At 52.7% G+C, this 25,656-nt stretch carries 23 protein-coding genes; 12 read left to right on the top strand and 11 right to left on the bottom strand.

Features of this window, described 5'->3' with window-relative positions; translation table 11 throughout:
• Positions 1–48 precede the first annotated feature (48 nt).
• On the bottom strand, positions 49–1,452 hold the full coding sequence (gltX, locus tag FH755_RS07105) for a glutamate--tRNA ligase (RefSeq protein WP_292440003.1): 1,404 nt from the start codon (positions 1,450–1,452) through the stop codon (positions 49–51).
• Positions 1,453–1,531: 79 nt separating this feature from the next.
• On the opposite strand from gltX, the gene FH755_RS07100 reads away from it, so the two are divergent.
• A complete protein-coding gene (locus FH755_RS07100) occupies positions 1,532–2,470 on the top strand; it encodes a quinoprotein relay system zinc metallohydrolase 2 (protein WP_292440001.1) in 939 nt (312 codons plus the stop codon).
• Between the two features lie 170 nt (positions 2,471–2,640).
• Positions 2,641–3,441, top strand: a complete 801-nt coding sequence (locus tag FH755_RS07095; RefSeq protein ID WP_292439999.1) for a quinoprotein dehydrogenase-associated SoxYZ-like carrier — start codon at positions 2,641–2,643, stop codon at positions 3,439–3,441.
• 67 nt (positions 3,442–3,508) lie between these two features.
• On the opposite strand, the gene FH755_RS07090 is transcribed toward FH755_RS07095, so the two are convergent.
• A complete protein-coding gene (locus tag FH755_RS07090; protein ID WP_292439997.1) occupies positions 3,509–3,862 on the bottom strand; it encodes a hypothetical protein in 354 nt (117 codons plus the stop codon).
• 232 nt (positions 3,863–4,094) lie between these two features.
• On the opposite strand from FH755_RS07090, the gene FH755_RS07085 reads away from it, so the two are divergent.
• From FH755_RS07085 to htpX, 5 genes are read left to right on the top strand one after another with little or no spacing between them, the layout of a single operon-like run.
• Positions 4,095–4,958 (top strand): NAD(P)-dependent methylenetetrahydromethanopterin dehydrogenase, encoded by an 864-nt coding sequence (locus FH755_RS07085; protein WP_292439995.1) that lies wholly within the window; start codon positions 4,095–4,097, stop codon positions 4,956–4,958.
• A gap of 32 nt (positions 4,959–4,990) precedes the next feature.
• Positions 4,991–5,980: a beta-ribofuranosylaminobenzene 5'-phosphate synthase family protein gene (locus FH755_RS07080; RefSeq protein ID WP_292439993.1), complete on the top strand. Its 990-nt coding sequence runs from the start codon at positions 4,991–4,993 to the stop codon at positions 5,978–5,980.
• Between the two features lie 58 nt (positions 5,981–6,038).
• Positions 6,039–6,944, top strand: coding sequence for an NAD(P)-dependent methylenetetrahydromethanopterin dehydrogenase (locus tag FH755_RS07075; RefSeq protein WP_292439991.1), 906 nt, complete (start codon positions 6,039–6,041; stop codon positions 6,942–6,944).
• Positions 6,945–6,956: 12 nt separating this feature from the next.
• Positions 6,957–8,051 (top strand): ATP-grasp domain-containing protein, encoded by a 1,095-nt coding sequence (locus FH755_RS07070; protein WP_292439989.1) that lies wholly within the window; start codon positions 6,957–6,959, stop codon positions 8,049–8,051.
• Positions 8,052–8,106: 55 nt separating this feature from the next.
• On the top strand, positions 8,107–8,985 hold the full coding sequence (gene htpX, locus FH755_RS07065) for a protease HtpX (RefSeq protein ID WP_292439987.1): 879 nt from the start codon (positions 8,107–8,109) through the stop codon (positions 8,983–8,985).
• 50 nt (positions 8,986–9,035) lie between these two features.
• On the opposite strand, the gene FH755_RS07060 is transcribed toward htpX, so the two are convergent.
• From FH755_RS07060 to glyQ, 5 genes are read right to left on the bottom strand one after another with little or no spacing between them, the layout of a single operon-like run.
• Complete coding sequence (locus FH755_RS07060; protein WP_292439985.1) at positions 9,036–11,126, bottom strand: EAL domain-containing protein; 2,091 nt, start codon at positions 11,124–11,126, stop codon at positions 9,036–9,038.
• A 9-nt stretch (positions 11,127–11,135) separates the two neighbouring features.
• A complete protein-coding gene (locus FH755_RS07055; RefSeq protein WP_292439983.1) occupies positions 11,136–11,873 on the bottom strand; it encodes a lysophospholipid acyltransferase family protein in 738 nt (245 codons plus the stop codon).
• Entirely contained in the window at positions 11,870–12,412 is a 543-nt protein-coding gene (gmhB, locus tag FH755_RS07050) for a D-glycero-beta-D-manno-heptose 1,7-bisphosphate 7-phosphatase (protein WP_292439981.1), read from the bottom strand. The genes FH755_RS07055 and gmhB overlap by 4 nt, the downstream gene beginning before the upstream one ends.
• Before the next feature lie 4 nt (positions 12,413–12,416).
• Positions 12,417–14,495 carry a glycine--tRNA ligase subunit beta gene (glyS, locus tag FH755_RS07045; RefSeq protein ID WP_292439979.1) on the bottom strand — a complete coding sequence of 693 codons (2,079 nt, stop codon included), beginning with the start codon at positions 14,493–14,495 and terminating at the stop codon, positions 12,417–12,419.
• Positions 14,492–15,424 carry a glycine--tRNA ligase subunit alpha gene (gene glyQ, locus FH755_RS07040; protein ID WP_292439977.1) on the bottom strand — a complete coding sequence of 311 codons (933 nt, stop codon included), beginning with the start codon at positions 15,422–15,424 and terminating at the stop codon, positions 14,492–14,494. Before glyQ ends, glyS begins: the two co-directional genes overlap by 4 nt.
• Before the next feature lie 181 nt (positions 15,425–15,605).
• Between glyQ and gshB the strand changes: the two genes are divergently transcribed.
• Genes gshB through FH755_RS07025 form a run of 3 tightly spaced genes read left to right on the top strand, consistent with a single transcriptional unit; the run spans position 15,606 to position 18,616 of the window.
• Positions 15,606–16,553 carry a glutathione synthase gene (gene gshB, locus FH755_RS07035; protein WP_292439975.1) on the top strand — a complete coding sequence of 316 codons (948 nt, stop codon included), beginning with the start codon at positions 15,606–15,608 and terminating at the stop codon, positions 16,551–16,553.
• The gene (locus FH755_RS07030; RefSeq protein WP_292439973.1) at positions 16,550–17,590 is read left to right on the top strand and encodes an FAD:protein FMN transferase; all 1,041 of its coding nucleotides are present in this window, start codon (positions 16,550–16,552) and stop codon (positions 17,588–17,590) included. Before gshB ends, FH755_RS07030 begins: the two co-directional genes overlap by 4 nt.
• A 6-nt stretch (positions 17,591–17,596) precedes the next feature.
• Positions 17,597–18,616, top strand: a complete 1,020-nt coding sequence (locus tag FH755_RS07025; RefSeq protein ID WP_292439971.1) for an energy transducer TonB — start codon at positions 17,597–17,599, stop codon at positions 18,614–18,616.
• A 39-nt stretch (positions 18,617–18,655) separates the two neighbouring features.
• On the opposite strand, the gene FH755_RS07020 is transcribed toward FH755_RS07025, so the two are convergent.
• The 3 genes from FH755_RS07020 to uvrA form a co-directional block, all read right to left on the bottom strand.
• Positions 18,656–19,090 carry a host attachment protein gene (locus FH755_RS07020; RefSeq protein WP_292439968.1) on the bottom strand — a complete coding sequence of 145 codons (435 nt, stop codon included), beginning with the start codon at positions 19,088–19,090 and terminating at the stop codon, positions 18,656–18,658.
• Between the two features lie 153 nt (positions 19,091–19,243).
• Positions 19,244–19,867 carry a CYTH domain-containing protein gene (locus FH755_RS07015; RefSeq protein WP_292439966.1) on the bottom strand — a complete coding sequence of 208 codons (624 nt, stop codon included), beginning with the start codon at positions 19,865–19,867 and terminating at the stop codon, positions 19,244–19,246.
• Complete coding sequence (gene uvrA, locus FH755_RS07010; RefSeq protein WP_292440269.1) at positions 19,864–22,686, bottom strand: excinuclease ABC subunit UvrA; 2,823 nt, start codon at positions 22,684–22,686, stop codon at positions 19,864–19,866. Before uvrA ends, FH755_RS07015 begins: the two co-directional genes overlap by 4 nt.
• A 74-nt stretch (positions 22,687–22,760) precedes the next feature.
• On the opposite strand from uvrA, the gene FH755_RS07005 reads away from it, so the two are divergent.
• Entirely contained in the window at positions 22,761–24,146 is a 1,386-nt protein-coding gene (locus FH755_RS07005) for an MFS transporter (protein ID WP_292439964.1), read from the top strand.
• A 42-nt stretch (positions 24,147–24,188) separates the two neighbouring features.
• Positions 24,189–24,668, top strand: a complete 480-nt coding sequence (ssb, locus tag FH755_RS07000) for a single-stranded DNA-binding protein (RefSeq protein WP_292439962.1) — start codon at positions 24,189–24,191, stop codon at positions 24,666–24,668.
• Between the two features lie 57 nt (positions 24,669–24,725).
• Here ssb and FH755_RS06995 read toward each other — a convergent pair whose 3' ends face one another.
• A complete protein-coding gene (locus tag FH755_RS06995) occupies positions 24,726–25,646 on the bottom strand; it encodes a histone deacetylase family protein (RefSeq protein WP_292439960.1) in 921 nt (306 codons plus the stop codon).
• Positions 25,647–25,656 lie beyond the last annotated feature (10 nt).

The raw sequence follows: 25,656 nt of genomic DNA, 5'->3' as shown, positions 1-25,656 counted from the left end.
ATACGCTAAACCACTGAATAAACTAAAAAAATTGGACCATATGTGTTTTCAGGCATGATCTTTGATCCAGTTAATCGCTTTTGAGATTCCGCTTAAAGTGCGCTCACGACCCAGTAATGCCAGGGTAACATCAAGGGGTGGAGACACCGTGTTACCCGTCATCGCCACTCTGATTGGCTGTGCCACCTTCCCCATACCCACTGCATTCGCCTCGGCACAGGCTTTAACCTCGGCATGCACCGGTTCAGCCAGCCACTCAGACACATTTTCCAGTCGTGTCAGCATATCTTCCAGTAAAGGCAGGCTGGCTTCATTAAGGTTTTTCTTAGCCGCCTTTTCATCGTACTCGGTTACTTCACGATAGAAAAAAGTACTGTTCTGTGCCATTTCCACCAGTGTTTTCGCCCGTTCCTGCTGGGTTTTAACCACTTCTGTGAGCGATGGTCCGTCTGCCGGGTCGATGCCCAGCTGTCCCATATGCCAGCTCAGATGACTGGCTACATGTTCAGGCCTGCTATTCTTGATGTACTGCTGATTAAGCCAAAGCAGCTTTTCCGGATTGAAACTGGAGGCTGCTTTGTTAACATCTTTGATGTCGAACAGCTGCGTCATCTCATCGATCGAGAAAACCTCCTGATCACCGTGGGACCAGCCCAGACGCACCAGATAATTAAGTAAGGCTTCCGGCAAATAGCCCTGATCGCGGTAACTCATCACGCTGACCGCACCGTGACGTTTCGACAACCTGGCGCCATCGTCACCCAGAATCATCGGCACATGAGCAAAAACCGGTGGCTCGACACCTAGGGCATGGTAAAGATTAATCTGGCGTGGAGAATTGTTGAGATGATCGTCACCCCGGATGACATGGGTCAGCTTCATATCCATATCATCGACGACGACCGTCAGATTATAGGTAGGCGTGCCATCTGGACGGGCGATAATCAGATCATCCAGTTCCTTGTTACTGAATTCGACATGGCCCCGAATCACATCCTTGACCACGACGCTGCCTTCGGTCGGATTCTTGAAACGTATCACCGGCTGAATTCCCGGCTCGGGTTCAGTGCGATGGCGGCAGCGCCCGTCGTAACGCGGCTTTTCTTTGTTAGCACGCTGTGTTTCGCGCATTTCTTCCAGTTCTTCTTTAGAGCAATAACAATAATAGGCATCACCCTGCTGCATTAATTGCTCAATGATTTCTTTATAGCGATCAAAGCGTTTGGTCTGATAGAACGGGCCTTCATCATAAGTCAGCCCCAGCCATGTCATGCCTTCCAGAATGGCATTCACTGACTCTGCCGTTGAACGTTCCAGATCGGTATCCTCAATTCGCAGAATAAACTGGCCACCGTGCTTGCGGGCATAGAGCCAGGAAAACAAAGCCGTGCGGGCGCCGCCGACATGCAGATAACCGGTTGGGCTGGGTGCAAAACGCGTACGAATGGTCATGTAACAAACTCTCAACTGGATAGTCTTAGGAAAGGTGGGTTATTGTACCAGCCTCGTACTATATATATAGAGTTAGCGTATGTTCAGACTTCATTTCCTTAGTATTGCCACTATGCTGCTGGGCATGCTGATGCAGAGTGCCTGTGCTGCAACGAACAGCTACACCGTTGAAGAGGTGACTGACGGGGTGTTTTATCATCAGGGCGTGCATGAAGACGCTACTGAAGACAATCTCGGTGCCATTGCTAATGTCGGCTTTATAGTCGGTGAACGATGTGTTGCCATTATCGACAGCGGAGGCAGCTTTATAGAAGGTGAACTGTTATATGAGGCCCTGCGCAAGCAAACCGATAAACCGGTCTGTTACGTGATCAATACCCATGTCCATCCTGATCACATGCTGGGCAATGCTGCTTTCAAACAGGAAGAACCCGTTTATATCGGCCATGAAAAGCTCCCTGCTGCCATCGCATCCAGGGAAGATTTCTTTATCCGGGCTTTTTCTGAAACGCTGGGCGATGCATTTGAGGGTGCTGAGTTTATCCGCCCTTCACAGACTGTCAGCGTCGGTAAACCTGTAACGCTGGATCTGGGTCAGCGTGAACTGGTTTTAACCGCTTATACCACCGCCCACACAGATCATGATCTGACTGTTTATGATAAGCAGAGTCAGACGCTTTGGACCGGCGACCTGTTGTTTATTGATCGTATCCCGGCTTTGGATGGCAGTATTAATGGCTGGATCAGCAACCTGGAAGATTTAAAATCTGAGAACATAAACTATGTCGTGCCGGGGCATGGCCCGGCAGGGAAAGATCAGTGGCAGCAAGGACTGGATGAGCAACTCAGCTATCTGAAGACCCTGCGCGAGCAGATTCGTCAGATCATTTATGATTTTGGCACCATTGATGAAGCCACCAGCACAGTGGGACTCAAAATGAAAGACGACTGGCTGTTGTTTGAGCAATATCACCGGCGCAATGTGACGGCGGCATTTGTTGAACTGGAATGGGAATAATTGAAAACACGTTTGATGGACTGCGATTAACTTAAAATTCCAATCAAAAACAAACCGGTAAATCAGTAACTTACTATCATATAGATGAGGGGAACTTTAGTGACAGCCCCTTTTCAAAATCATAGACTGGATTAATAACAACAATAATGTTGAAACTGCAGGAGAGAGAGATGTTTAATCGATTTATACCTATTTTCTGGATGAGCCTGTCATTGTTCGCTGTGGCAATACCGGCCAGCCATGCCGCAACCGACAAAGAGCCCACCTGGCCTTCACTGAAAACTGCCTACTTCGGTGACAGGGAAATTCGTGACAATGCCGATGACTTGCTGGTGCTTGAAGCCCCAAAACGTGCTGAGGACGCAGCCATTGTGCCCATCAGCATAAAATCTCTGACGCCCCAATCCGCTGACAAATACATCAAAAATATTCATGTCATCATTGATGAAAACCCGATGCCCTACTCAGCCAATTTTGTACTGTCGCCTGAATTAGGTACCGTTGATATCTCTACCCGTATGCGTGTTGATCAATATACCTATGTCCGGGCCATTGCCGAGATGAATGATGGTAGCTTGCACATGGTGTCACGTTTTGTGAAAGCCTCCGGTGGCTGTAGCGCGCCGGCCGGTAAAGATGCAGCAGCAGCACTGGCGCGGATGGGGAAAATGCAGATTCGCATGCGTCAGCCCACTATCGGTGAGCCGGTTCAGGCTCAGGTCATTGTCAGTCACCCTAATTACAGTGGTCTGCAATACGATCAGAAAAACCGCAAGTATATTGCCGCCCATTATGTCGATGACATTGATATCAGCTACAACAACCAAACACTGATTAAAGTGGAAGCCGGTATCTCTTTAAGTGAAGATCCCAGTGTTCGTTTCACCTTCACGCCCAAAGAACCGGGCAAACTGAAAGCCGTTGTTCATGACAGCAAGGAGCAGGAGTTCAGTATGGAAAAAGACATCTGATAGCTTTACAGCAGACAATAAAAAAGGCCGCTGATGCGGCCTTTTTTGTGCGAACGGGTATCAGCACTCAGCGAATACGGCATTCTTCATAAGCTTTGGCATTGGTTTCTTCAAACAGATCAAGGCCGCTTTTGATGCTTTTATCATCACGGAAGGTAGCGCCGCGATCAGCAGGCAGGTTTTTATACATATAACCCACGCTGATATCTTCAAATTCTTTTTCGGTAAAGACTTCGGCGATTTGATCTATCACACATGAACACTTGTGTGTGCCTTCATAAACATTCATATCCGGATTGGCTGCCATGCAGTCCATCACGTAATGAACACGGGTCACCGTTGAAAAGTCATTGTTTGCCATCGCCATGGCAGGCAGCATGGCCAGCCCGGCGGCGAACAGTGTCATACCAGCTTTCTTCATATATCTCTCCTGAATTTTAGTTATCTGACGACTCATCTGTGACTCGACGTCTTTATAGTAAGTTCCGCTTCTTGTCTTTCGACAAACTCTGAATACTACATCAAATCCTGCGTGTCTTGTGACAGGGATATGATGTAGAAACAAGCGTTTAGTTTCTTAGCCAGCAAACATCAGGTAAAATCCGACGTTTACATTCAGATTGGACCGCCACAAGCGGGCAGGAGAGAACCAGATGAAAAAACTGTTACTGCACCTGGATACGGATCCGGTAGCCAGCACTTTTGACCAGGCCGTGGCTTATGACTCAGGTGTCGATAATATTATCGCTCATGGCGGTGCAACCCGTGACAATGTCACACCGCACGTCCATGGCATGATTTTTACCCGGGGTGGTAAAAACCTCAAACACAGCGCGATTTTCATCGGTGGCTCTAATGTCCCTGCCAGTGATCTCGTCGGTGAAGCAGTCAAGAAAGCTTTCTTCGGACCGGTCAGGGTTTCAGTGATGCTGGATCCCAATGGTTCCAACACAACTGCAGCCGCCATTGTTCGCAAAGTCCTGACCGATTTTGATGTTAAGGGTAAGAACGTCGTGATCCTCGGTTCCGGCCCGGTTGGTCAACGCAGTGCTTTGTACCTGCTGAAAGAGGGGGCTGCCAAAGTCACGATGACATCCCGCAGCCTGGAACGCAGCAAAGCCACTACCGAACAGATGAAGCAGGATTACGGTGTCGATGTTATCCCGGGTGAAACCCGCAGTGATGAAGCTGTTAAAAAACTGCTTGCGGATGCCCATGTCGCGCTGGCGGCCGGCCCGGCCGGTGTCTGCGTCATTCCTGAAAGTGCACTGGCAGGCAACACAACGCTGGAAGTCGTGGCTGATGTGAACGCGGTCCCCCCCCTGGGTGTTGCCGGTATTGAAGTGATGGATAACGGTACCGAAAAAAACGGTATTCGTTATTACGGTGCCATCGCCATTGGCAATTTCAAAATGAAAGTCCACCGTGGTGCGATTGCCTCTTTGTTTGAAACCAATGACCTGTTCCTGGATGAAACCACTATTTACGACATTGCCTGCAAAATCGATAACGCATAGTGAAGCCCAACCAAGCTGAGTGCCCGACAGTGATGCAATCTGTTACTGTACGGGCGCCAGCCAGACTCCACCTAGGATTTCTCGATCTCAATGCCAGCATCGGTCGCCGTTTCGGCAGCATCGGACTGGCTGTTGCCAGTCATCACACCAAACTGAGTATCAGCCCTGCTGATGTCCTCCAGATCGAAGGTGATGGGCTACTGAGCGAGACCCATGGTCGACTCGAAAATATTTATCAGCGTTTTTACCAGACGCTGGGGCAATATATTCCGGAAAATAAAAGACCGGTTTCTATCCGGGTACATGAACTGATCCCGGAACACGCCGGGCTGGGCAGCGGCACTCAACTGGCATTAACGCTGGGTACTGCGCTGTCCCACCTGCACCGGTTGGATATTAACACTACTGAACTGGCAAAGAATCTGGGTCGCGGCAAACGCTCCGGTATCGGTATTGCCACCTTCGATCTGGGTGGTTTTGTGATTGACGGCGGCCTGAAACCGGACCAAACGGTACCGCCGATGTTGATGCATCATGCCTACCCCGAACCGTGGCGGGTGGTGATGGTAATGGACCCGCACCATCAGGGCATTCACGGCCAGCATGAAAAGCAGGCCTTCGGCCGTCTGCCGACGTTCCCTCTGGAAAATTCACGTGCCATTTGCCATTTGACACTGATGCAACTGCTGCCCTCATTGTCAGAACGGGATATTAATAGTTTCGGCAGTGCCCTTACTGAAATTCAGAAACTCATTGGGGATCACTTCGCCAGTGCCCAGGGCGGCCGATATACCAGTCCACTGGTCGCCGCCTGCCTGCAAGAGGCTCAAAAACTGGGGCATACTGGAATTGCCCAGAGTTCATGGGGGCCCACCGGTTGTATCTTTGTCAGCAACCAGTCAGAGGCCGACCTGCTGATTCAACAGCTTAATGAATTTATCGCCGCCGAATCGGCCAGCCTGCCGGTCTTCATCTCCGCGGCTGCAGACAATCAGGGAGCGATCATTGAAACTGTCCTCTAAGACTGGCTATGATCAGCTCCAACTACCGCTTTCAGTTATTAGTCTTTAAGGAACTCACATGTCCAAACGTTCTATCATTCACATGATCAACCCGATGAAGCATAACAGCCCGTTCGATATCAATATGGCGCTGGATGCCGGTTACGATGTTCTGATGCCGTATACCCACGTTGAACTCGATGAAGTCGCTGATCTGACTCAGGATGCGATTTTCTCGCGTGGTCCGTCAGGGGTGAAAAAAACCGGCATGTTCATCGGTGGCCGTGATATCGGTGTGGCGATGGATATGCTCGATGCCGCTAAAAAAGCCATGGTGCCGCCATTCGAAATCTCGGTTATGGCCGATCCCAGTGGTGCCTTCACGACAGCTGCAGCACTGGTTGCCTGTGTGGAACGGGAATTGAAAAACAAGTTTGATCGTACCTACGAAGGGACACAGGCGGTGGTTTTCGGTGGCACCGGACCTGTGGGTATCGCCACCGCTGTTATTGCTGCTTTACAAGGCGCCAAAACCACTATCGTTGATCACTTCTCGCTGGATACAGCACTTGAGTTCGCTGAAGAGGCCAAGCGGCGTTACGGCGTTGAGCTGCGTGGTACTACCGCCGCTTCTGATGCCGACAAGGCCCGCCTTCTGGCCAATGCCGATGTCGTCTTCTGTACTGCCAAAGCCGGTATTCAGGTGCTGAATGGCTCAGTGCTGGAAGACGCCAAAAAACTGAAAGTCGCCGGCGATGTCAACGCGGTTTCACCGCTGGGTATTGAAGGCATCAAGCTGATGGACTTCGGTGCTCCGCTGGAACTGGCGAAAAATGCACCGGATGCAGTCGGTATCGGCGCTCTGGCGATCGGTGATGTGAAATACAAACTGCAACAGGCACTTCTGCGCGAAACACTGGAAAGTGAGAAACCGGTTTATCTCGACTTCCGTAATGCCTTCGAAGGCGCCCGGAAACTGGTCTGATTGGCGCGTCTGATGCAAAGACCCACTCTGCTGGTCTTTGCGCAAAGCGGCCGCTTTATTGCAGAGTCAGCCGCCCGGGCCGGTTACCCGGTTCGGGTCGCTGATTGTTTTAATGACAGCGATACGCTGGCTGTCGCTGATGAAACGATTCAACTTCCTCCGCTTTCCGAACTCTCTGAAACATCATTACTGCAGGCCTTAATCAGTCTGAGCCAGGGTGAACCCTGCTTACTGCTCTGTGGTACTGGTATTGAACGGTTTTACTCCGCACTGTCACAACTCCCCGCCCATATTGAAATTATCTGCAACAGTCCGCAAACCTTGGCGTTGTTGCGGCAGCCTGAACGCTTCTTTACATTGCTTGAGCGTCTGAACCTTCCTTATCCGCTGACGAGTCTGGCCACGCCGGCACCAGACAAAGCGCTTCGCAAGCGTCTTGACAGTGCCGGCGGCACAGCCATTTTTGCTGATGTACAGGCTTTGCAAGACGGTGAGTTTTACCAGCAGGAGATAAGCGGTGAGACACGTTCGGTCTGTTTCATTGCCGATGGCCGGGACATCGCCATCCTGGGCTGGAATCGTCAGCTTAATCAGCCCGGCACATTCATACTGGAAAAACTATGGCAGACAGATAAGCGGCCTGAGGATCATGCCCCGCAAGTGACAGCGATACTGGACAAGCTGGTCAAAGCCAGCGGCATGAAAGGATTCAACAGCCTGGACTATATGCTCACCACGAATGGCGACATCTTTATTCTTGAATTGAATCCGCGGATCAGCGCCTCGGTGGAGTTACTCGGTGAGACTGACTGGCTGCCATGGCACATCGATACCTGCCGTGGCCTGACTCTGTCGGCTACGCTACAACAGACTCAACGCCCGCCAGTCAGATTACTCAGTTATTTTTATGCCGAACAGGACTGGCTGGTTGTCGATGAGCCTCTCTGGCCGAAGCAATGCCATGACCGCCCGGTTGCCGGTACTCAAATCAAAAAAGGTCAACCTATCTGCACCTTTATTCTGGCCGCCGAGTCTGAACAGGACTGCAACGAGCAGCTGGCAAGCTGTCAGCAAAAGCTGCTGAAAAATTGTCTTAAGCAAGCTTGAAATTGTGATCGTCTTTACCCATATATAGCTCTGTCAATTCACACAGGATTCAGTAATGAAACGAATTATGCTTTTTGTTGGTACCAACCTCGCCGTCTTGTTGGTGCTGAGTATGACTATGCGTTTGCTGGGCATTGAAAGCCTGCTGGATGAGCAGGGCGTGGGCCTGGATATGAACGCGCTGCTGATTTATGCGGCGGTTATCGGTTTCAGTGGCTCATTTATTTCATTACTGATTTCCAAATGGACAGCCAAACGGCTGACCGGTGCCCAGGTTATTGAGCAGCCTAAAAATGAGACCGAGCGCTGGCTGGTAAGCACAGTCAGCCGTCTGGCCAAACAGGCTAATATCGGTATGCCTGAGGTCGCTGTATATCAGTCGCCTCAACCGAATGCCTTTGCCACCGGAGCCAATAGGAATAAGGCCCTGGTCGCTGTCAGCACTGGCCTGATGCAGTCGATGACACAAGATGAAGTGGAGGCCGTACTGGCGCATGAAGTCAGTCATATTTCCAATGGCGATATGATCACCATGGCCTTGATCCAGGGGGTCGTCAATACCTTCGTTATTGTGCTGTCCCGCGTGATTGGTCATGTTGTCGACCGAACGATTTTCAAAACCGAAAGCGGTCATGGCCCGGCGTTCTGGATCACCTCGATCATTGCTGAACTGGTATTGGCATTTCTGGCGAGCATCATCGTCATGTGGTTCAGCCGTCAGCGTGAATATCGCGCAGATGCCGGCGCTGCCAGTCTGGTGGGTGCGCCCAAGATGATAGCCGCCCTGCAGCGCCTGGCTGGCACAGCGGATGAACCGCTGCCCGATCAGCTACATGCCTTTGGAATCTCAGGAGGTCGTGGCGGCCTGTCAGCCCTGTTCATGACCCATCCCCCGCTGGAAGAGCGTATCAACGCTTTACGCGGCATACGCTAAAAACAATAAAGCCGGGCTTAGCCCGGCTTTTTCATTGCAGCATCTAATTTTTACAAATCATCATCTTCAAAATCGTAATCGAGTTTTTCTGAAGGCTCGTGAATGTAATAGCCCTGTGCATAATCCACGCCCAGCCGCCACAGCAGCGCAAGACTGTTGGCATCGGAGACAAATTCGGCGATACAGCGTTTTCCGGCCTGCTTGGTCATCTCAATAATGGCTTTCACAGCAGCCTGATTTTCACTGTCATGCGCCATATTTTCAACAAAGGCACCGTTGATTTTGACGTAATCTACATCCAGCGTATTGAGGCTGTTGGAAAAATCCACACCGGAACCAAAGTGTTCCAGCCCGAACTCACAACCGTTCTGTTTGAGTTTACCGATGACTTCGCGGGCTTGATCCAGGTTATCCAGCGCAATGGTCTCACTGACCTCGAAAATCACCGCATTCGCATTGAGCTTATGTGCATCCAGTGTAGCCACAAGCCAGTCAACAAACTCCGCCGCATGGAGACTCTGTTCGGAAAGTTTGATAAAAAAGCGGGTCCGCGGAAACTGATGACGATGCTCGCTGAGGGTTTCTATCGCGGTACGAATTACCCACTTATCAATATCCGCCATCATTTTCAGGCCGTGGGCATGCTGAATAAACTCCTCCGCCGGCGTCATTCTGCCCTCAATCAGTTCCAGTCTGAGCAGGACTTCGTAGAACTCCTGCTCATCACCATGCAGGCTGACAATCGGCTGGAAATGAAGCAGGAATTTATTTTCCTGCAGCGCTTTTGTGAGCCGTTTTTGCCACTGCTCGCTGGTCTGGGCACCGGACTGCTCTGACTCTAATTGAGCCTGATGACGGGCGATTTGATTACCGCCGGCTCTCTGCGCCTTGGTGCAGGCTTTGTCAGCATTTTCCAGCACGGACTCTACCGAAGCCTGGTTTTCGCTGATACGTGAAATACCAATACTACAATGCAGATCAATGGTTTTACCATTGGCATGGGACACATAATCATCAATCGCCTTAAGATAGGCATTGGCGCGTCCATCCACCACATTGTCATCATGGCTCGGGATAATGATCGTAAAGACCTGATCACCGTAACGACCCAGCGTTTCTCCTTCCTTCAGGGTCTTACGCAGCAGATCCGCAACGCTTTTGATAATCACATCGCTGGTGCCCAGCCCGACCTGCTCTTTGATCGCCTGAAAATCATCCAGTACCAGATAGAGCAGCTCGGCATCTCCGTTGCCTTCGGCAGCCTGAAATGCCGTTTTTTCCAGTTCATCGACAAAACGTTTGCGGTTATACAGGCCGGTCAGCAGATCGTGATCACGCAACAGTTTCAACTGTGAATCATCGACGCTGAAGCTGGCATCGTCCCGAATCACGACCTGGGTACAATCTTCGCCCTCTACCCGGGCGTGACTGAATTCGATTTTGGCGTTAAAGCTGGTGCCGTCGGCACGCACACAATTAGCTACAACGGTCACCGGGGCTGACTCGCTTTGTTCGGCAAAGTCGCGAAATACCGCCTTGAATTTATGGTGATCGTCGGCGCTGATAAGATCCAGCATAGGCAGACCATCGACATCTTCCGGCTCTTCATAGCCGAACAGGTTCAGATAAGCCTGGTTGACATAGATATGCATGCCTTCATGCATGTAGGCAACCGCATCTCGAGAGCTTTCCAGCAACGCCCGGGAGCGCTTCTCGCTCTCTCTCAGCGCCCGCTCGTTACGGCGACCGAGACGACGGATATACAGATTTTTCAGTTCACGGTTCGCGGCAAACTGCAGCCGGCGGTTATCACCAAATACGACGATATCCTGCGCACCGCAATCATAAAACTGTTCTTCGCTGTCCTTGTCGTTAACAACGATGATGCAGGGCAGATCCTTCCCCAGACGATGCATCAGGGAGACGACGTCAATCGGAGACAGACTGGGAACACCTTCACGACAAATCATCAGATCCCAGGTTTGTGTGGCCAGTAACTGTTCCAGTTCAGCAGGGCGATCTTCACGGGCGGCTCGAACAGCGTGGCCAGCACTGCGCAGCGTATTAATAACCGCCTCTGCATCCGTCAGGGAATTATCCACGATCAGTAAGCGTAAAATGCCTTCTGCTCTAGCCACCATGTCGACTCTCTATGTTTTCTTGTCTTGCTGAAGCGGCTTTTTGCCTTCCAGCCTGGTCATTTGCAGCTGCATCCATTCAAACAGCTGCTGGTTAAGGGCCCCCGCATCAACCCCGCTGGTCTCAATCTTTTCACCAATCACCATTTTTATGGTACCCGGTTTTTTCATAAAGCCGCGCTTGGGCCAGTAATGGCCAGCATTATGCGCCACCGGAATCACCGGATAGCCGGTATCGACCGCCAGTCGGGCTCCACCGATACCAAACTTGCCCATTCGGCCCGGTGCTACGCGTGTTCCTTCCGGAAACACCACCACCCAGGCGCCGGATGAGAGGCGATCCAGCCCCTGTTCAATAACCTGACCCAATGCCTTACGACCGGCTTTACGATCAATGGCAATCGGATTCAGAGACGCCAGTCCCCAGCCAAAGAACGGAATCCACAACAACTCCCGCTTCAGCACCCACACCTGTGGTGGGAATACAGCCTGCAAAGCCAGTGTCTCCCAGGCAGACTGATGTTTACAGATAATAACAGCGGGTTCTCCGCCAATGTGTTCTTTGCCCTCCACTTCGAGATGCAGGTCACAGATTTTGGCCAGCAGCCAGATATTGGTCTTGGCCCATTGACTGATAACAGCGTAACGCCACTTGAACGGCAGAGGCCAGAGAAGAACACCGAGGCAGGAAAACAGCACGGCGGTGACAGCGTAAATAATGAAAAAAACAAGCGAACGGAACAGGATCATTGCAGCTGCGGCTCCAGCAGGGCGCTCGCTACCGCAGCCAGATCATCATAGACCTCGACACCGTCAGGAATGCCATCCGCCAAAGTGCGCGCACCCTTGCCTGTTTTCACCAGGATCGGTCTGGCATTGGAAGCCATCGCCGCCTGTATATCACGCAGGGAGTCGCCAACGGCCGGCACATTATCCAGGTTAACACGCAGCCGGTGGGCCAGGTCAGTAAAAGAACCATTATGTGGCTTACGGCAGGTACAGCCATCTTCGGGCCCATGCGGACAGTAAAGAATCGCTTCGATCTTGCCACCGACCTGAGCCAGCATCCGCCGCATTTTACTGTGGATACGGTTCAGTGTTTCCACATCCAGCAGACCACGTGCAATGCCCGACTGGTTAGTAATCACCACAATCCGGTAACCGGCATAGTTCAGTCGCGCAATCGCTTCCAGGCTGCCCTCAATAGGCTCCCACTCAGCCGGGGTTTTGATGAAATCATCCGAGTCATGATTAATCACCCCATCCCGGTCCAGAATAATCAGCGACATAACTTCACTCCTGCAGGCAGGATATATCAGCGACGCCCAGGAACAAGGCCCGGGTCTGATTCAGTAATGCCAGACGGTTATGTCTGACCGCTTCATCATCCGCCATAACCATGACATCGTCAAAGAAGCTGTCGACGGTCTCGCGCATACCAGCCAGATAATTCAATACGCCGGCGTAATCGGCTTTGGCTGACAAAGGCGCCAGTTTTTGTCTCGCTTCGCTGACCTTTTCCGCCAGGGCTTTTTCTGCTGTTTCCTGCAGCAGGTTATCTTTGACGACGGGATCGGCCGTTTCCGCCTCATTCTTACGCAGAATATTAGCAATACGCTTGTTCGCCGCGGCCAGGGATTCGGCCTGTTCCAGTTTACGGAAAGCAGCAACGGCTTTGAGACGCTGCATGAAATCGAGTGGCCGGGTCGGTTTCACGGTCAGTACCGCTTCAAACTCATCCGCCTTGAAGCCCTGCTCCAGTGCGTAACCTCGCAGGCGGTCATAGAAATACTGCATCACCTGATCGCTGACTGCTTTTTCTGTCAGCGTGCCATCAAAGTTCGCCACGGCTTTCTGCAGTAATTGAGTCAGATCCAGATCCAGCGATTTTTCAATCATTATCCGCAATACACCCAGGGCAGCACGACGCAGCGCAAAGGGATCTTTCACACCGGAGGGTGGCTGACCAATACCGAACAGCCCTGTCAATGTATCCAGTTTTTCCGCCAGGCTGACTGCCTGACCGGTGCGGGTGGCAGGCAGCGCATCGCCGGCAAAGCGCGGTTGATATTGTTCATCCAGCGCTTCCGCGACTTCATTATCCTCACCATCAAGGCGCGCATAGTAACGGCCCATAATACCCTGCAACTCGGGGAATTCACCCACCATTTCGGTCACCAGATCACACTTGGCGAGCTTGGCTGCGCGTTCCGCAAGTTTTGGCTGACCAGCAATCTGACCAGCGATTTCCGCTGCCAGTGAAGCCACTCGTTGTGACTTGTCATAAACACTCCCCAACTTGTTCTGGAAAACGATGGTTTTCAGCTGTTCCTGATGTTCGGCGAGCGGACGCTTACGGTCTGTATCCCAGAAAAACGCCGCATCACTGAGCCGTGGCAGGATCACCCGTTCATTACCGGCAATCACCTGCGCCGGATCCTGGCTGGCAATATTGCTGACCGTAATAAAATGCGGCAAAAGCTTGCCATCTTTGGCTTCGACCGCGAAGTATTTCTGATGACCTTCCATCGACGAAATCAAGGCTTCCGGCGGCAACTCAAGGAAGCGCAGGTCGAAATTACCCGCCAGTGCGACCGGCCACTCCACCAGACCAGTGACTTCATCCAGCAGATCCGGATTAATAATGGCGCGGCCTTTCAGTTTGTCAGCCAGTTCTTTGACCTGACCTTCAATCGCTTCTTTACGCGCCTCGAAATCGACCATCACATGACCTTCACTTTCCAGTTGCGGCGCATAGGTCATCGGCGAACTGATTCGAATCGGTTGTGGATAATGGAAGCGGTGACCACGGGTAAAACGATCAGCACTTACGCCAAGCAAATCCATCGGCACAACCTCGTCACCGAGCAACACAATCAGCCAATGTACCGGACGCACAAATTCACCCGGCAGATCGCCCCAGCGCATGCGCTTGGGGATCGGTAAATCATTCAGTGCCTGTTGGATAATGTCCGGCAGTAAATCCGCGGCTGCGGCACCGGCCTGCTCCTGTTTGAACACCAGCCAGGCGCCTTTATCCGTCTTCATGGTGTCGAGATCATCGACTTCGACACCACAGGAACCGGCAAAGCCCAGCAAGGCTTTGGTCGGGTTGCCATCTTCATCAAAAGCGGCGGTCACAGCCGGACCGCGACGTTCAACAACGCGGTCGGGCTGCTTGGTCTGCAGTTTGCTGATGACCAGCGCCAGTCGGCGTGGCGTAGCATAAGGGCGGATATCGTCAAATTTCAGTTCGGCTTTTTTCAGTCCCTGCTCAACACCCTGATGAAATGCCTGGCTCAGTTTCGCCAGTGCTTTGGGTGGCAGTTCTTCGGTGCCGAGTTCGATCAGCAGATCGTCAAATTCCTTCATGCCTGCGCCTCCGCTGCCTGTACCATCGGGAAGCCCAGTGCTTCACGACGATCGTAATAAGCCTGTGCCACGGCACGAGCGAGGGTTCTGACCCGCAGAATGAAACGTTGTCGTTCGGTCACTGAAATCGCTTTGCGCGCATCCAGCATATTAAAGGTGTGGGAGGCTTTCAGCACCAGCTCGTAAGCGGGCAGCGGCAGGCCGGCTTCTATCATTCGTTGACTCTCGCGTTCGCAGGTATCAAAGGTATGGAACAGATTTTCCACATCGGCCTGTTCGAAGTTGTAGGCAGACATTTCGACTTCGTTCTGATGGAAAACATCACCATAGGTCACTGTGCCCATCGGCCCGTCAGCCCAGACCAGATCGTAAACACTACTGACCCCCTGCAGATACATCGCGATCCGTTCAAGGCCATAAGTTATCTCGCCGGTAACCGGTCGACATTCCAGTCCGCCCACCTGCTGGAAGTAAGTGAACTGGGTGACTTCCATACCATTGAGCCAAACTTCCCAGCCCAGCCCCCAGGCACCGAGTGTCGGTGATTCCCAGTTATCTTCAACAAAACGGATATCATGCACCGAGGTATCGAGACCCAGCATTTCCAGCGAGCCCAGATAGAGTTCCTGAATATTGATGGGTGACGGTTTCAGCACTACCTGAAACTGGTAGTAATGCTGCAGACGGTTGGGATTTTCGCCATAGCGACCATCAGTAGGACGGCGTGAAGGTTGCACATAAGCCGCGCTCCAGGGTTCAGGGCCGATAGCGCGCAGGAAAGTGGCCGGATGGAAGGTACCGGCACCGACTTCCATATCGTAGGGTTGCAACAACACACAACCCTGTTCAGCCCAGTACTGTTGCAGTCTCAGGATCAGTTCCTGAAAGGTTCTCGGCGTCTCCGCCTTCATCACCGCTTTATTCGTCATTAGCTCGATATCATTATTAAAGTCAAAACCCTTGCGATTATAGCGAATCCCGTGGCCGCTTGTAGAGGCGCATGATGTAATCGTTCGGCGCTAAGGCCCTTTCGGCTATGCAAAATCTGCGTCCAGAACAGGCTTTCAGGTACAATGGGCTGTCTTTTTCACAGCGTACACAGAGTGGGATATGCAGCGCACCGTCGGTATCGTTATGGATCCGGTCTCCCGGATTAATATCAAGAAAGATAGCAGCTTTGCGATGTTACTGGCCGCCCAGGGCCGGGGCTGGCAGATCCTCTACATGGAACAGCAGGACCTGTTTCTGCGCGATGGCAGGGTCTTTGCCGAAATGCGTCCACTGAAAGTGTTTGAAAACCCCGACAAATGGTACGAGTTGGGAGACAGTGAAACCCGCCCTATCACTGATCTGGATGCCATTTTGATGCGAAAGGACCCGCCTTTCGATATGGAATATGTTTACAGCACCTATCTGCTGGAACAGGCACAGGCGGCCGGGGTATTGATTGTCAATGATCCGCAGAGCCTGCGTGACGCCAATGAAAAACTGTTCACAGCCTGGTTCCCGCAATGCTGTCCCCCGACCCTGGTCACCCGTCGCAAGCATCTGATTCGTGAGTTTCAGCAGGAACATGGCGATATGATCCTGAAACCGCTGGATGGGATGGGCGGTGCTTCGATTTTCCGGATTAACCGCGATGATCCCAATTTTTCGGTCATCGTCGAAACCCTCAGTGACCATGGTCGCAAGTCGGTGATGGCGCAGAAATACCTGCCCGAGATTCGTCAGGGTGATAAACGCATCCTGCTGATTGACGGTGAACCGGTGCCCTATGCCCTGGCCCGGATCCCTGCACAGGGGGAAACCCGCGGCAATCTCGCTGCCGGCGGCCGTGCCGAAGGCCGGCCGCTGACCGAGCGTGATCGCTGGATTTGTCAGCAAGTGGGCGATAAATTGCGCGAAAAAGGGCTGATTTTTGTCGGTCTTGACGTGATTGGCGATTATCTCACCGAAATCAATGTGACCAGCCCGACTTGCATCCGTGAACTCGACCGTGAATTCGGGCTCAATATCGGTGCTGATCTAATGAATGCGATTGAACTAAGACTACAATGAAACGATTCCTTATACCGCTTTTACTGGTGCTCAGCCTGCTTGTTTCTGCCTGTGGTGATAGCGAACGCGCCCGCCAGGCCAAATTCTATGCCTTTGGTACCGAGATTGATGTCAGCCTCTATGGCGTCGATGCAGTAACCGCTGATAAAACGGTGGAGGCATTGGAACAGGCATTCAATAACGTCAATGACACCTGGCATGCCTGGCAGCCCAGTACCCTGACTCGCATCAACGAAGCCATCGCTGCAGGCGAAAGCGTTGAAATCAAACCCGAAGTAGCGGCTGTGATTGAGGAAGCCGCGCTTTATGCCCGCGACAGTCAGCACCTGTTTAACCCGGCAGCCGGAAAATTGTTTGAGCTGTGGGGCTATCATCAGGACAACTGGTTCGAGTCCCGGCCTCCACCGGCACAGGATAAAATCGATAGCTGGCTGGCAGCCGCACCCACCATGGACGATATCCAGATCAAGGACGGTGTGCTGAGCAGTGATAACCGTATGGTCAAACTGGGATTCGGTGGTTTTGCCAAGGGCACTGCAGTCGATGCCGCCATTGCTGCACTGAAACAACAGGGTATTGAAAATGCAATTATCAATATCGGCGGTGATCTGCGTGCCATCGGCCGTCATGGTGATCGGCCCTGGCGCATCGGTATCCGTCACCCGCGTCAGGAAGGTGGCATGATTGCCTCGGTCGCCATTCAGGGCGATGAAAGTGTCTTCACCTCGGGTGATTACGAACGCTTCTTTACTTATGAGGGCACCCGCTATCCGCATATTCTTGATCCCCGAACGGGACAACCTGCCCGCGACAATATATCGGTGACAGTCATTCATACCCAGGCCGCCCGGGCAGATGCGGCGGCCACCGCACTGGTTGTGGCGGGTGAAGACTGGCCGCAAATTGCCGCTTCATTGGGGATTGATCATGTTATGCTGATGCGAGCTGACGGACAGATCGAAATGACAGCGGCAATGGCCGAGCAAGTCAGGTTGAGTGATCCGGAGCAGACGCCGTTGATTCGTCAGGTACCCTAGTGACCCATGGCAAGAACCACTGCCTCTGACAGACTGGTCTTTACCCTGCTGATCTCGATCATCATTCACTTGATCATCGTGCTCGGCATCAGTTTTGACGTCTTTTCCGAACCGACCAATGCCCCAGTCAACAATCTGGAAATCACCCTGGTCAAACAGCAGGATCGCATCAAGCCGGAAGAAGCCGATTTCCTCGCCCAGGCCGATAATGAAGGTGGCGGCGAAACTGAAACCCCGACGCCGGAACCGACCCCTGATTTACCCGTTCCGATTGTAGAAGAAGCGCCCAGTTCCGAACCGGTGCCACCGATAGCCACCGCTGAAATCGAACCGGAACCCCTACCGGTCACTGAACCGGACCCGGTTCCCGAACCACCTGCACCGGAGCCGGAACCTGCGCCACCGGAACCCGAGCCCAAACCCGTCCCCCCTGAACCGGTTAAACCGCAAACTGAAAAACCGGTGCAGACACTGACGCAGGAAAAAGCTGAGCGCAAGGTGGAGAAAGTTGAAAAAGCCGAGACTGCGCCGGAACCGGAAGCCGAAGTGGCACCGGAGCCACCACCACGTCCCTCGGCCAGAGATATGATGCTGCAGGCACGCAATGAAATTCATGACTTGCAGAATAAGCTCAATGAAACCACGCGCGCTTTGAGCGATCGCCCCAAGAAACGGCGTATATCAGCTTCCACTAAAGAGTTTGCGGCAGCGGCCTATATGAAAGCCTGGGAAATGAAAGTCGAGAATATCGGCAATATGAATTATCCGCAGGAAGCACGGCGTAAAGGCCTTAACGGCAGCCTGATGTTGTCGGTAGATATTAACCCGGACGGCAGCGTACCGGCCGGCGGTATTGTGATTTCACGTTCTTCCGGTCATGAAGTGCTGGATGAAGCCGCGGTTCGGATTGTCCGGCTCGGTGCCCCGTACGCTGCGATACCGGATAATGTGCTGAAAGATAATGACATGCTGACGATTATCCGTACCTGGAAATTTGAAACCGGGCAGGGTCTGTCGACCCGATGAGTACTGGCCGATAACCGAAGTTACCGGCCATTCGCTGCCTCAATGAAACAGATAATCGCGGATTTCTGATTCACTCTTATGAATCAGGTTTTTATTAATCGTCTGACTGATATGCTTCTGCGTCACACTCCCCAGGCTCTGTTTGAGCTTACCCAGAAAGCCCGGTGAAGAGATGATAACCAGATCGTTATAATCACCGACACGGCGCGCGTTTTCCAGCCTCTCCCCCAAATCATGGGCAAAGTGCATGACTTCGGTCTGCTTGGGCTCAGTGCGTGGTTCCATCGCGTGGCGACCGCCCTGCCCATGACTGTCAAAAGTCCGGCCGGCATCGTCAGTGACCAGCTCTTCGTCTTTGAGACGGCTGGCCGCATTGACCATATCATCAACTTCTTTAAGCGGGCTGGTTCGGCTTTCCACCGAAAAGATTCTGGCGCGGCTACTCTCGGCAACGACGACCCATTTTTTCTTCATAGTCGATACTCCTACTCGCTTGGGTGAGACAAGCAGCACAGCACAACAAGCGGTTAACTGCACTGTGCGTTGTTGAATCGATAGAAGCTTCAGTTCGACTATAGCAAACTATTCAGGGGTTTGTCTGTTCTGAAACCAGGAAAAATAAAAGCTTTATTTTTCATAAACTTGAACCAAACCATATCCCTGCGCCGCTTTACTGATATCACTGTATTGCAGCGGCAATGCGGCCTTGAGCCGGTCAGCCAGTTGCTGGACTTTTTTTATCTCACCCGCTTTCAATTCCAGTTCAATTTCATGAATGATCGCTTGCCTGTCTCCGGCTCGGACTTCACCACGGTCATAAGCCATTTCGACACGTGTACCGTCAGTAAGCCGCAGTGGCAAGACCAGACGTTCGAACTCGGTAGTAAATAGCGGTGAAAGCGCATTCCAGATGGCTGCATCCTCGATCAGCGGTGCCAGTTCAGTCTGATTTAACAGGGCTTTATCAAATTCTGGCCCCGCCAGCTGATGCTCCCACTCCTTGCGCTGATGAAGGCCCCGTTCGGTTTTACCGGTACATTTGACTGTCTGCAGCCACTGTTCACCGATCTGACGCAGCCGCAGCCCGGCACCGAATTTTTGCAGATCACGATTGGGCGTATCGTAATAGGTACTGAGCAGATGAATGCGCTCGCTCGGCGCTTCCAGTAACGCCATCAGCCAGTCGAGACACTCCAGACTGAGCGCCTCATCCTGGCTGACCTGGAGTTTAATTTCCTGTTCCAGACTCATGGTTTCAGCAAGGGTTTGAGATAATGGCCGGTGTAGGAGGTTTCATGATCAGCGACTTCTTCCGGAGTCCCGGTAGCAACCACCATACCGCCGCGGGAACCGCCCTCCGGTCCCATATCGATAATCCAGTCTGCGGTTTTAATCACATCCAGGTTGTGTTCAATCACCACGATGGTGTTGCCCCGATCGCGCAGGCTGTGAAGTACTTTCAGCAGTTGCTCGATATCGTAAAAGTGCAGGCCGGTGGTCGGCTCATCGAGCACATAAAGGGTCTTGCCGGTATCGCGTTTCGATAGTTCTTTAGCGAGCTTGACCCGTTGCGCTTCACCACCGGACAAGGTGGTCGCGTTCTGTCCCAATTTGATATAGGTCAGGCCGACATCGATCAGGGTTTGCAGTTTCTTCGCTACAACCGGAATATTTTCAAAAAAGACATTGGCATCTTCAATAGTCATATCCAGCACATCAGTGATGGTTTTGCCCTTGTAGCGGATATCCAGCGTTTCACGGTTATAACGCGCCCCTTTACAGACATCGCAGGGCACATAAATATCTGGCAGGAAATGCATCTCGACCTTGATCAGGCCATCGCCCTGACAGGCTTCGCAGCGGCCGCCCTTAACGTTGAAACTGAAACGGCCGGGTCCATAGCCGCGGGAACGGGCTTCCGGTGTACCGGCAAACAGTTCGCGGATCGGGGTAAACAAGCCGGTGTAGGTCGCCGGGTTGGAACGCGGCGTTCTGCCAATCGGGCTCTGATTAATCGCAACAACCTTATCCAGCTGATCCAGCCCCAGAATATCCTGATGCGGTGCCGGCTCATCAGAGGAGCCGTTGAGTGTTCTGGCGGTGAGTTTAAGCAAAGTTTCATTAATGAGCGTCGACTTGCCCGAACCAGAGACACCGGTGACACAGGTCATCAGCCCCACCGGAATATCGATATCCACATTCTGCAGATTGTTACCACAGGCACCACGCAATCCGATGACCTTGCCAGCATGGAATTTCTCCCGCTGCGATGGCACCTCAATCTTACGTTTGCCCGACAGGAACTGGCCGGTCAGTGATTGCTCACAATCCATAATATCCTGGGGCGAACCCTGGCAGACTATCTCCCCACCATGAACCCCGGCACCGGGACCAATATCCAGTACAAAATCGGCGGTGCGGATCGCATCTTCATCATGCTCCACCACGATCACGGTATTGCCCAGATCGCGCAGCCGGGTCAGGGTCGCCAGCAACCGGTCATTATCACGCTGATGCAGACCAATCGACGGTTCGTCGAGAATATACATCACGCCAACCAGACCGGCACCAATCTGGCTGGCCAGACGAATCCGCTGCGCCTCACCACCGGACAGCGTTTCGGCACTGCGTGCCAGGTTCAGATAGTCGAGACCGACGTTGACTAGGAAGCTCAGCCGGGCCGAGATTTCGGTAATGATCTTGGCGGCGATTTCACCCCGATTACCCGGCAGGCTAAGGGTCTCGAAAAACTTGCTGGCTTCGCCGATCGGCATTTGGGTCACTTCCGGCAACGTAGTCTCCTGAACAAAGACATGCCGCGAGGCCTGTGTCAGCCGGGTTCCGTGACAGTCAGGGCAGGCACGGACGGAATGGAAACGGGCCAGTTCCTCGCGCACGCTGTTGGACTCGGTTTCATGATAACGACGCTGCATATTCGGGATAATGCCTTCAAACGGGTGCTTGCGCGTGACCTGTTTGCCCCGATCGCCCATGTACTTGAAGTCAATCGACGTGTTACCGCTACCAAACAGCAGGACCTGGCGGACTTCCTCAGACAAGGCCTCAAAAGGCATTTCCAGATCAAACTGATAGTGCTTCGCCAGCGATTGCAGCATCTGGTAGTAATAGGCATTACGACGATCCCAGCCACGAATGGCACCGGCAGTCAGACTCATTTCCGGATGTGCGACAACGCGGGCCGGATCAACAAATTGTTTAATCCCCAGGCCGTCACAGGTACCACAGGCACCGGCCGGATTGTTGAATGAAAACATCCGTGGTTCCAGTTCGGGAATCGAGTAACCGCATTGAGGACAGGCAAAACGCGCCGAGAAGAGGGTCTCATCGCTTTCGTCATCCATATCGACAACTTTGGCCACGCCATCGGCCATTTTCAACGCGGTTTCAAACGACTCGGCGAGCCGCTGCTGCAGGTCGTCACGGACTTTGAAACGGTCTACAACCGCTTCAATCGTATGTTTCTTTCGGAGTTCAAGTTCCGGGGGATTGTCCAGTTCGATCACCTGGCCATTCACGCGGGCACGGACAAAACCCTGAATCCGCAGCTCTTCCAGTACATCGCGATGTTCGCCTTTGCGATCCTGAATCACCGGCGCCAGCAGCATCAGCTTTTTGCCTTCCGGCATGTCGAGCACCATATCGACCATCTGGCTGACCGTCTGCGCGGCCAGCGGTTGCTGATGGGTCGGACAGCGTGGTTCACCGGCGCGGGCAAACAACAGCCGCAGATAATCATATATTTCAGTGATGGTGCCCACGGTGGAACGCGGGTTGTGCGAAGTGGATTTCTGCTCGATGGAAATCGCTGGTGACAGCCCCTCGATATGATCAACATCAGGCTTTTCCATCATCGACAGGAACTGACGCGCATAAGCAGACAGAGATTCGACATAGCGACGCTGACCTTCTGCGTATAATGTGTCGAACGCCAGCGAGGATTTTCCCGACCCGGACAGGCCGGTAATCACAATCAGCGCATCTCTGGGCAGATCCAGATCAATGTTCTTCAGGTTGTGGGTTCGGGCCCCACGGATGCTGATTTGCTTCATCCCGGGAACGCTTATATTTTTCATCAGGTTTCCGTAGTAAAATCAAACGGATCAATATACTCTGTCCAACTATCATGACGCAAAGACAAACTGATTCGACCTCAATGACGGCGTTGGAAAAACGCAGCATTTCAGGCCTCTCTCTCATTTTTGCCCTGAGAATGCTGGGTCTGTTCATGATCCTGCCGGTATTCTCGATTTCGGCTCATCAATACAGCGGCAGCACACCGATGCTGATTGGCCTTGCCATCGGTGCCTACGGGCTTACCCAGGCGGTACTGCAGATACCATTCGGCATGCTTTCGGATCGCTTTGGTCGCAAGCGGATTATCAGTCTCGGGCTGATTTTATTTGCTGCCGGCAGTGTGGTCGCTGCCATGGCAAACAGCATTGAAATGGTCATTGTTGGCCGCCTGCTACAGGGCAGCGGGGCCATTGCCGCGGCAGTGATGGCGCTGACGGCTGATTTGACCCGTGACGAGCAGCGCACCAAGGCGATGGCCAGCATCGGCATCAGTATCGGTCTGTCTTTCTCGGTTGCGCTGGCGACCGGTGCGGCGCTTGAGCACTGGATAGGCCTGTCCGGCATTTTCTGGGCGACCGCCCTGATGGCCTTGCTGGGGCTGGCTGTCCTGCATTTCTGGGTGCCATCACCCCATCGCCATGTTAGTCATCGTGATATTGAACCGGTTCCAAAACAATTTAAAAACGTACTGGCCAACCCGCAAATCATGCGCCTGGTATTCAGCATCATGGTGCTGCATCTGCTTCTAACCACCAGCTTTTTTGCCCTGCCACTGGCACTGCAGAATGTTGCCGGGTTGGCGAAAAGCCAGCATGCCCTAGCTTATCTGCCGATTCTGTTGCTGGCTTTTGTGACAATGGTGCCGTTTATTATCATCGCTGAGAAAAAACGCAAGATGAAAGCCGTCTTCCTCGGCGCCATCGCCGTGCTGGGGATTGCTCAGCTGGGCTGGGCCATCATGCCCGGCTCACTGGCCTCGATACTGCTGTTTCTGTGGCTGTTCTTTACCGGCTTTAATATTCTGGAGGCCAGCCTGCCGTCAATGATGTCCAAGCTCAGTCCCTTGGAAAACAAGGGCACGGCAATGGGCATTTATTCCAGTGCCCAGTTTCTCGGCGCCTTTATCGGCGGCGCGATGGGAGGCATGCTCTATGCCCGCTTCGGTCTGGACGGTATTTTTTATGCGAGCAGCCTGCTGATTGGGATCTGGCTGTTGCTGGTACTGCCGATGCAGGCGCCGCGTCATTACAGCAACCGGATTATTCATATGAGTGACACTGCGCTGGCCGATATCGACTTATTTATCAACAAGCTCAATGCTGTCAAAGGCGTCAAGGAAACCATCGTGGTGCCTGAAGAGCAAGTGGCTTACGTCAAGTTCTCACCGGACGAAACCAATCTGTCGGAACTGGAGGCTTTCGCTTTTCAGCGTTAGCATCGTAGAATAAAACATTAAATTTCAACCAAGGATTTTGCCATGTCAGTAAACAAGGTCATTCTCGTCGGCCGCCTGGGTACCGAACCCGAAAGCCGCGCTTTCCCTAACGGTGGCTCGATCTGCAACCTGCGTATTGCCACTTCGGAAACCTGGAAAGATCGTCAGACCGGCGAGCGCCAGGAACGCACTGAATGGCACCGCGTTGTGCTGCGTAACAAACTGGGCGAAATTGCCCAGCAGTATCTGCATAAAGGGTCTCAGGTTTATATCGAAGGTCGTATTCAGACCCGCAAATGGCAGGACCAGAACGGCCAGGATCGCTACACCACCGAAATTGTTGGCAATGAAATGACTATGCTAGACAGCAAAGGTGGCAGCGGCGGCGGAAGCGATACCTCGTTTGACCAGCGTCCGCAGCAGCAATCAGGCGGCTACAACGCTCCGCAGCCGGCTTCCAGTTCTGCCGGTCCCGATTACGGTGGTGATGCCGATTACTACGACGACGATATCCCGTTTTAATTTACACCTACGATAGGTTTGTATAAATAAGCCCCTCAACAGGGGCTTATTTATAACTCAGCCCAGCAGGGCCTTCAGATGGGCCACCACACTCCGACCCAGTGCTGATAGCGCATAGCCGCCCTCCAGTACAGAGACAATCCGGCCCCCCGCATAGCGATCCGCCACAGCCTTTATTTGCTCACTCAGCCAGGCATAATCTTCTTCGACCAGCTCCAGTTCCGACATGTCATCCTCACGATGGCCATCAAAACCGGCTGAAATCAGAATCAATTCCGGCTCAAATTTCTCCAGTGCGGGCAACCAGTGCTGTTCAACCCCGGCTTTGAGTTCAGCGCCACCGGCACCAGCCGCAAGCGGCACATTGATAATATGTCCGTCATAACTCGGCTGACCACAGCCCGGATAAAAAGGATGCTGAAAACAGGAGCAGATCATGACCTGTTCATTGTCAGCAAACATCTGCTCGGTACCGTTACCGAAATGGGCATCAAAATCGATAACGGCCAGTTTACTGACCCCCCACTGTTGCAGCGCATGCGCAGCACCAACGGCAATATTGTTAAACAGGCAAAATCCCATCGCTTTATCCCGCTCGGCATGGTGACCGGGTGGCCTGACAGCACAAAAAGCGATCTGGTGACGGTCCTGCATCACCAGTTCCACCGCTTCAACCACCGCACCGGCTGCGCGTCTGGCTGCAGCCAGCGTGCCCTGCATCATCAGGGTGTCAGCATCCAGCCAGGCCTGCTCCTGGTCGTCGAGCTTATGAAAAATATCATCGAGATAATTGCTGTCATGAACACGCTGGAGCTGTTCACGTGTCACCAGTGGCGCCTGATATTGATGTAATATCATTTCCAGCCCACTGGCGAGCAGTTGATCATGGATCGCCGTTAGTCGCTCGGCCGTTTCCGGGTGATAGGATACGGTTTGATGCAGCGAGCAGTCGGGGTGCGAAATTAATGCTAAGGTCATCGGTGCCAGT

Origin of the sequence: Methylophaga sp., assembly GCF_009711715.1 — a bacterium.
Lineage (GTDB): Bacteria > Pseudomonadota > Gammaproteobacteria > Nitrosococcales > Methylophagaceae > Methylophaga.
This window is presented reverse-complemented; position numbering and strand designations above follow the sequence as displayed.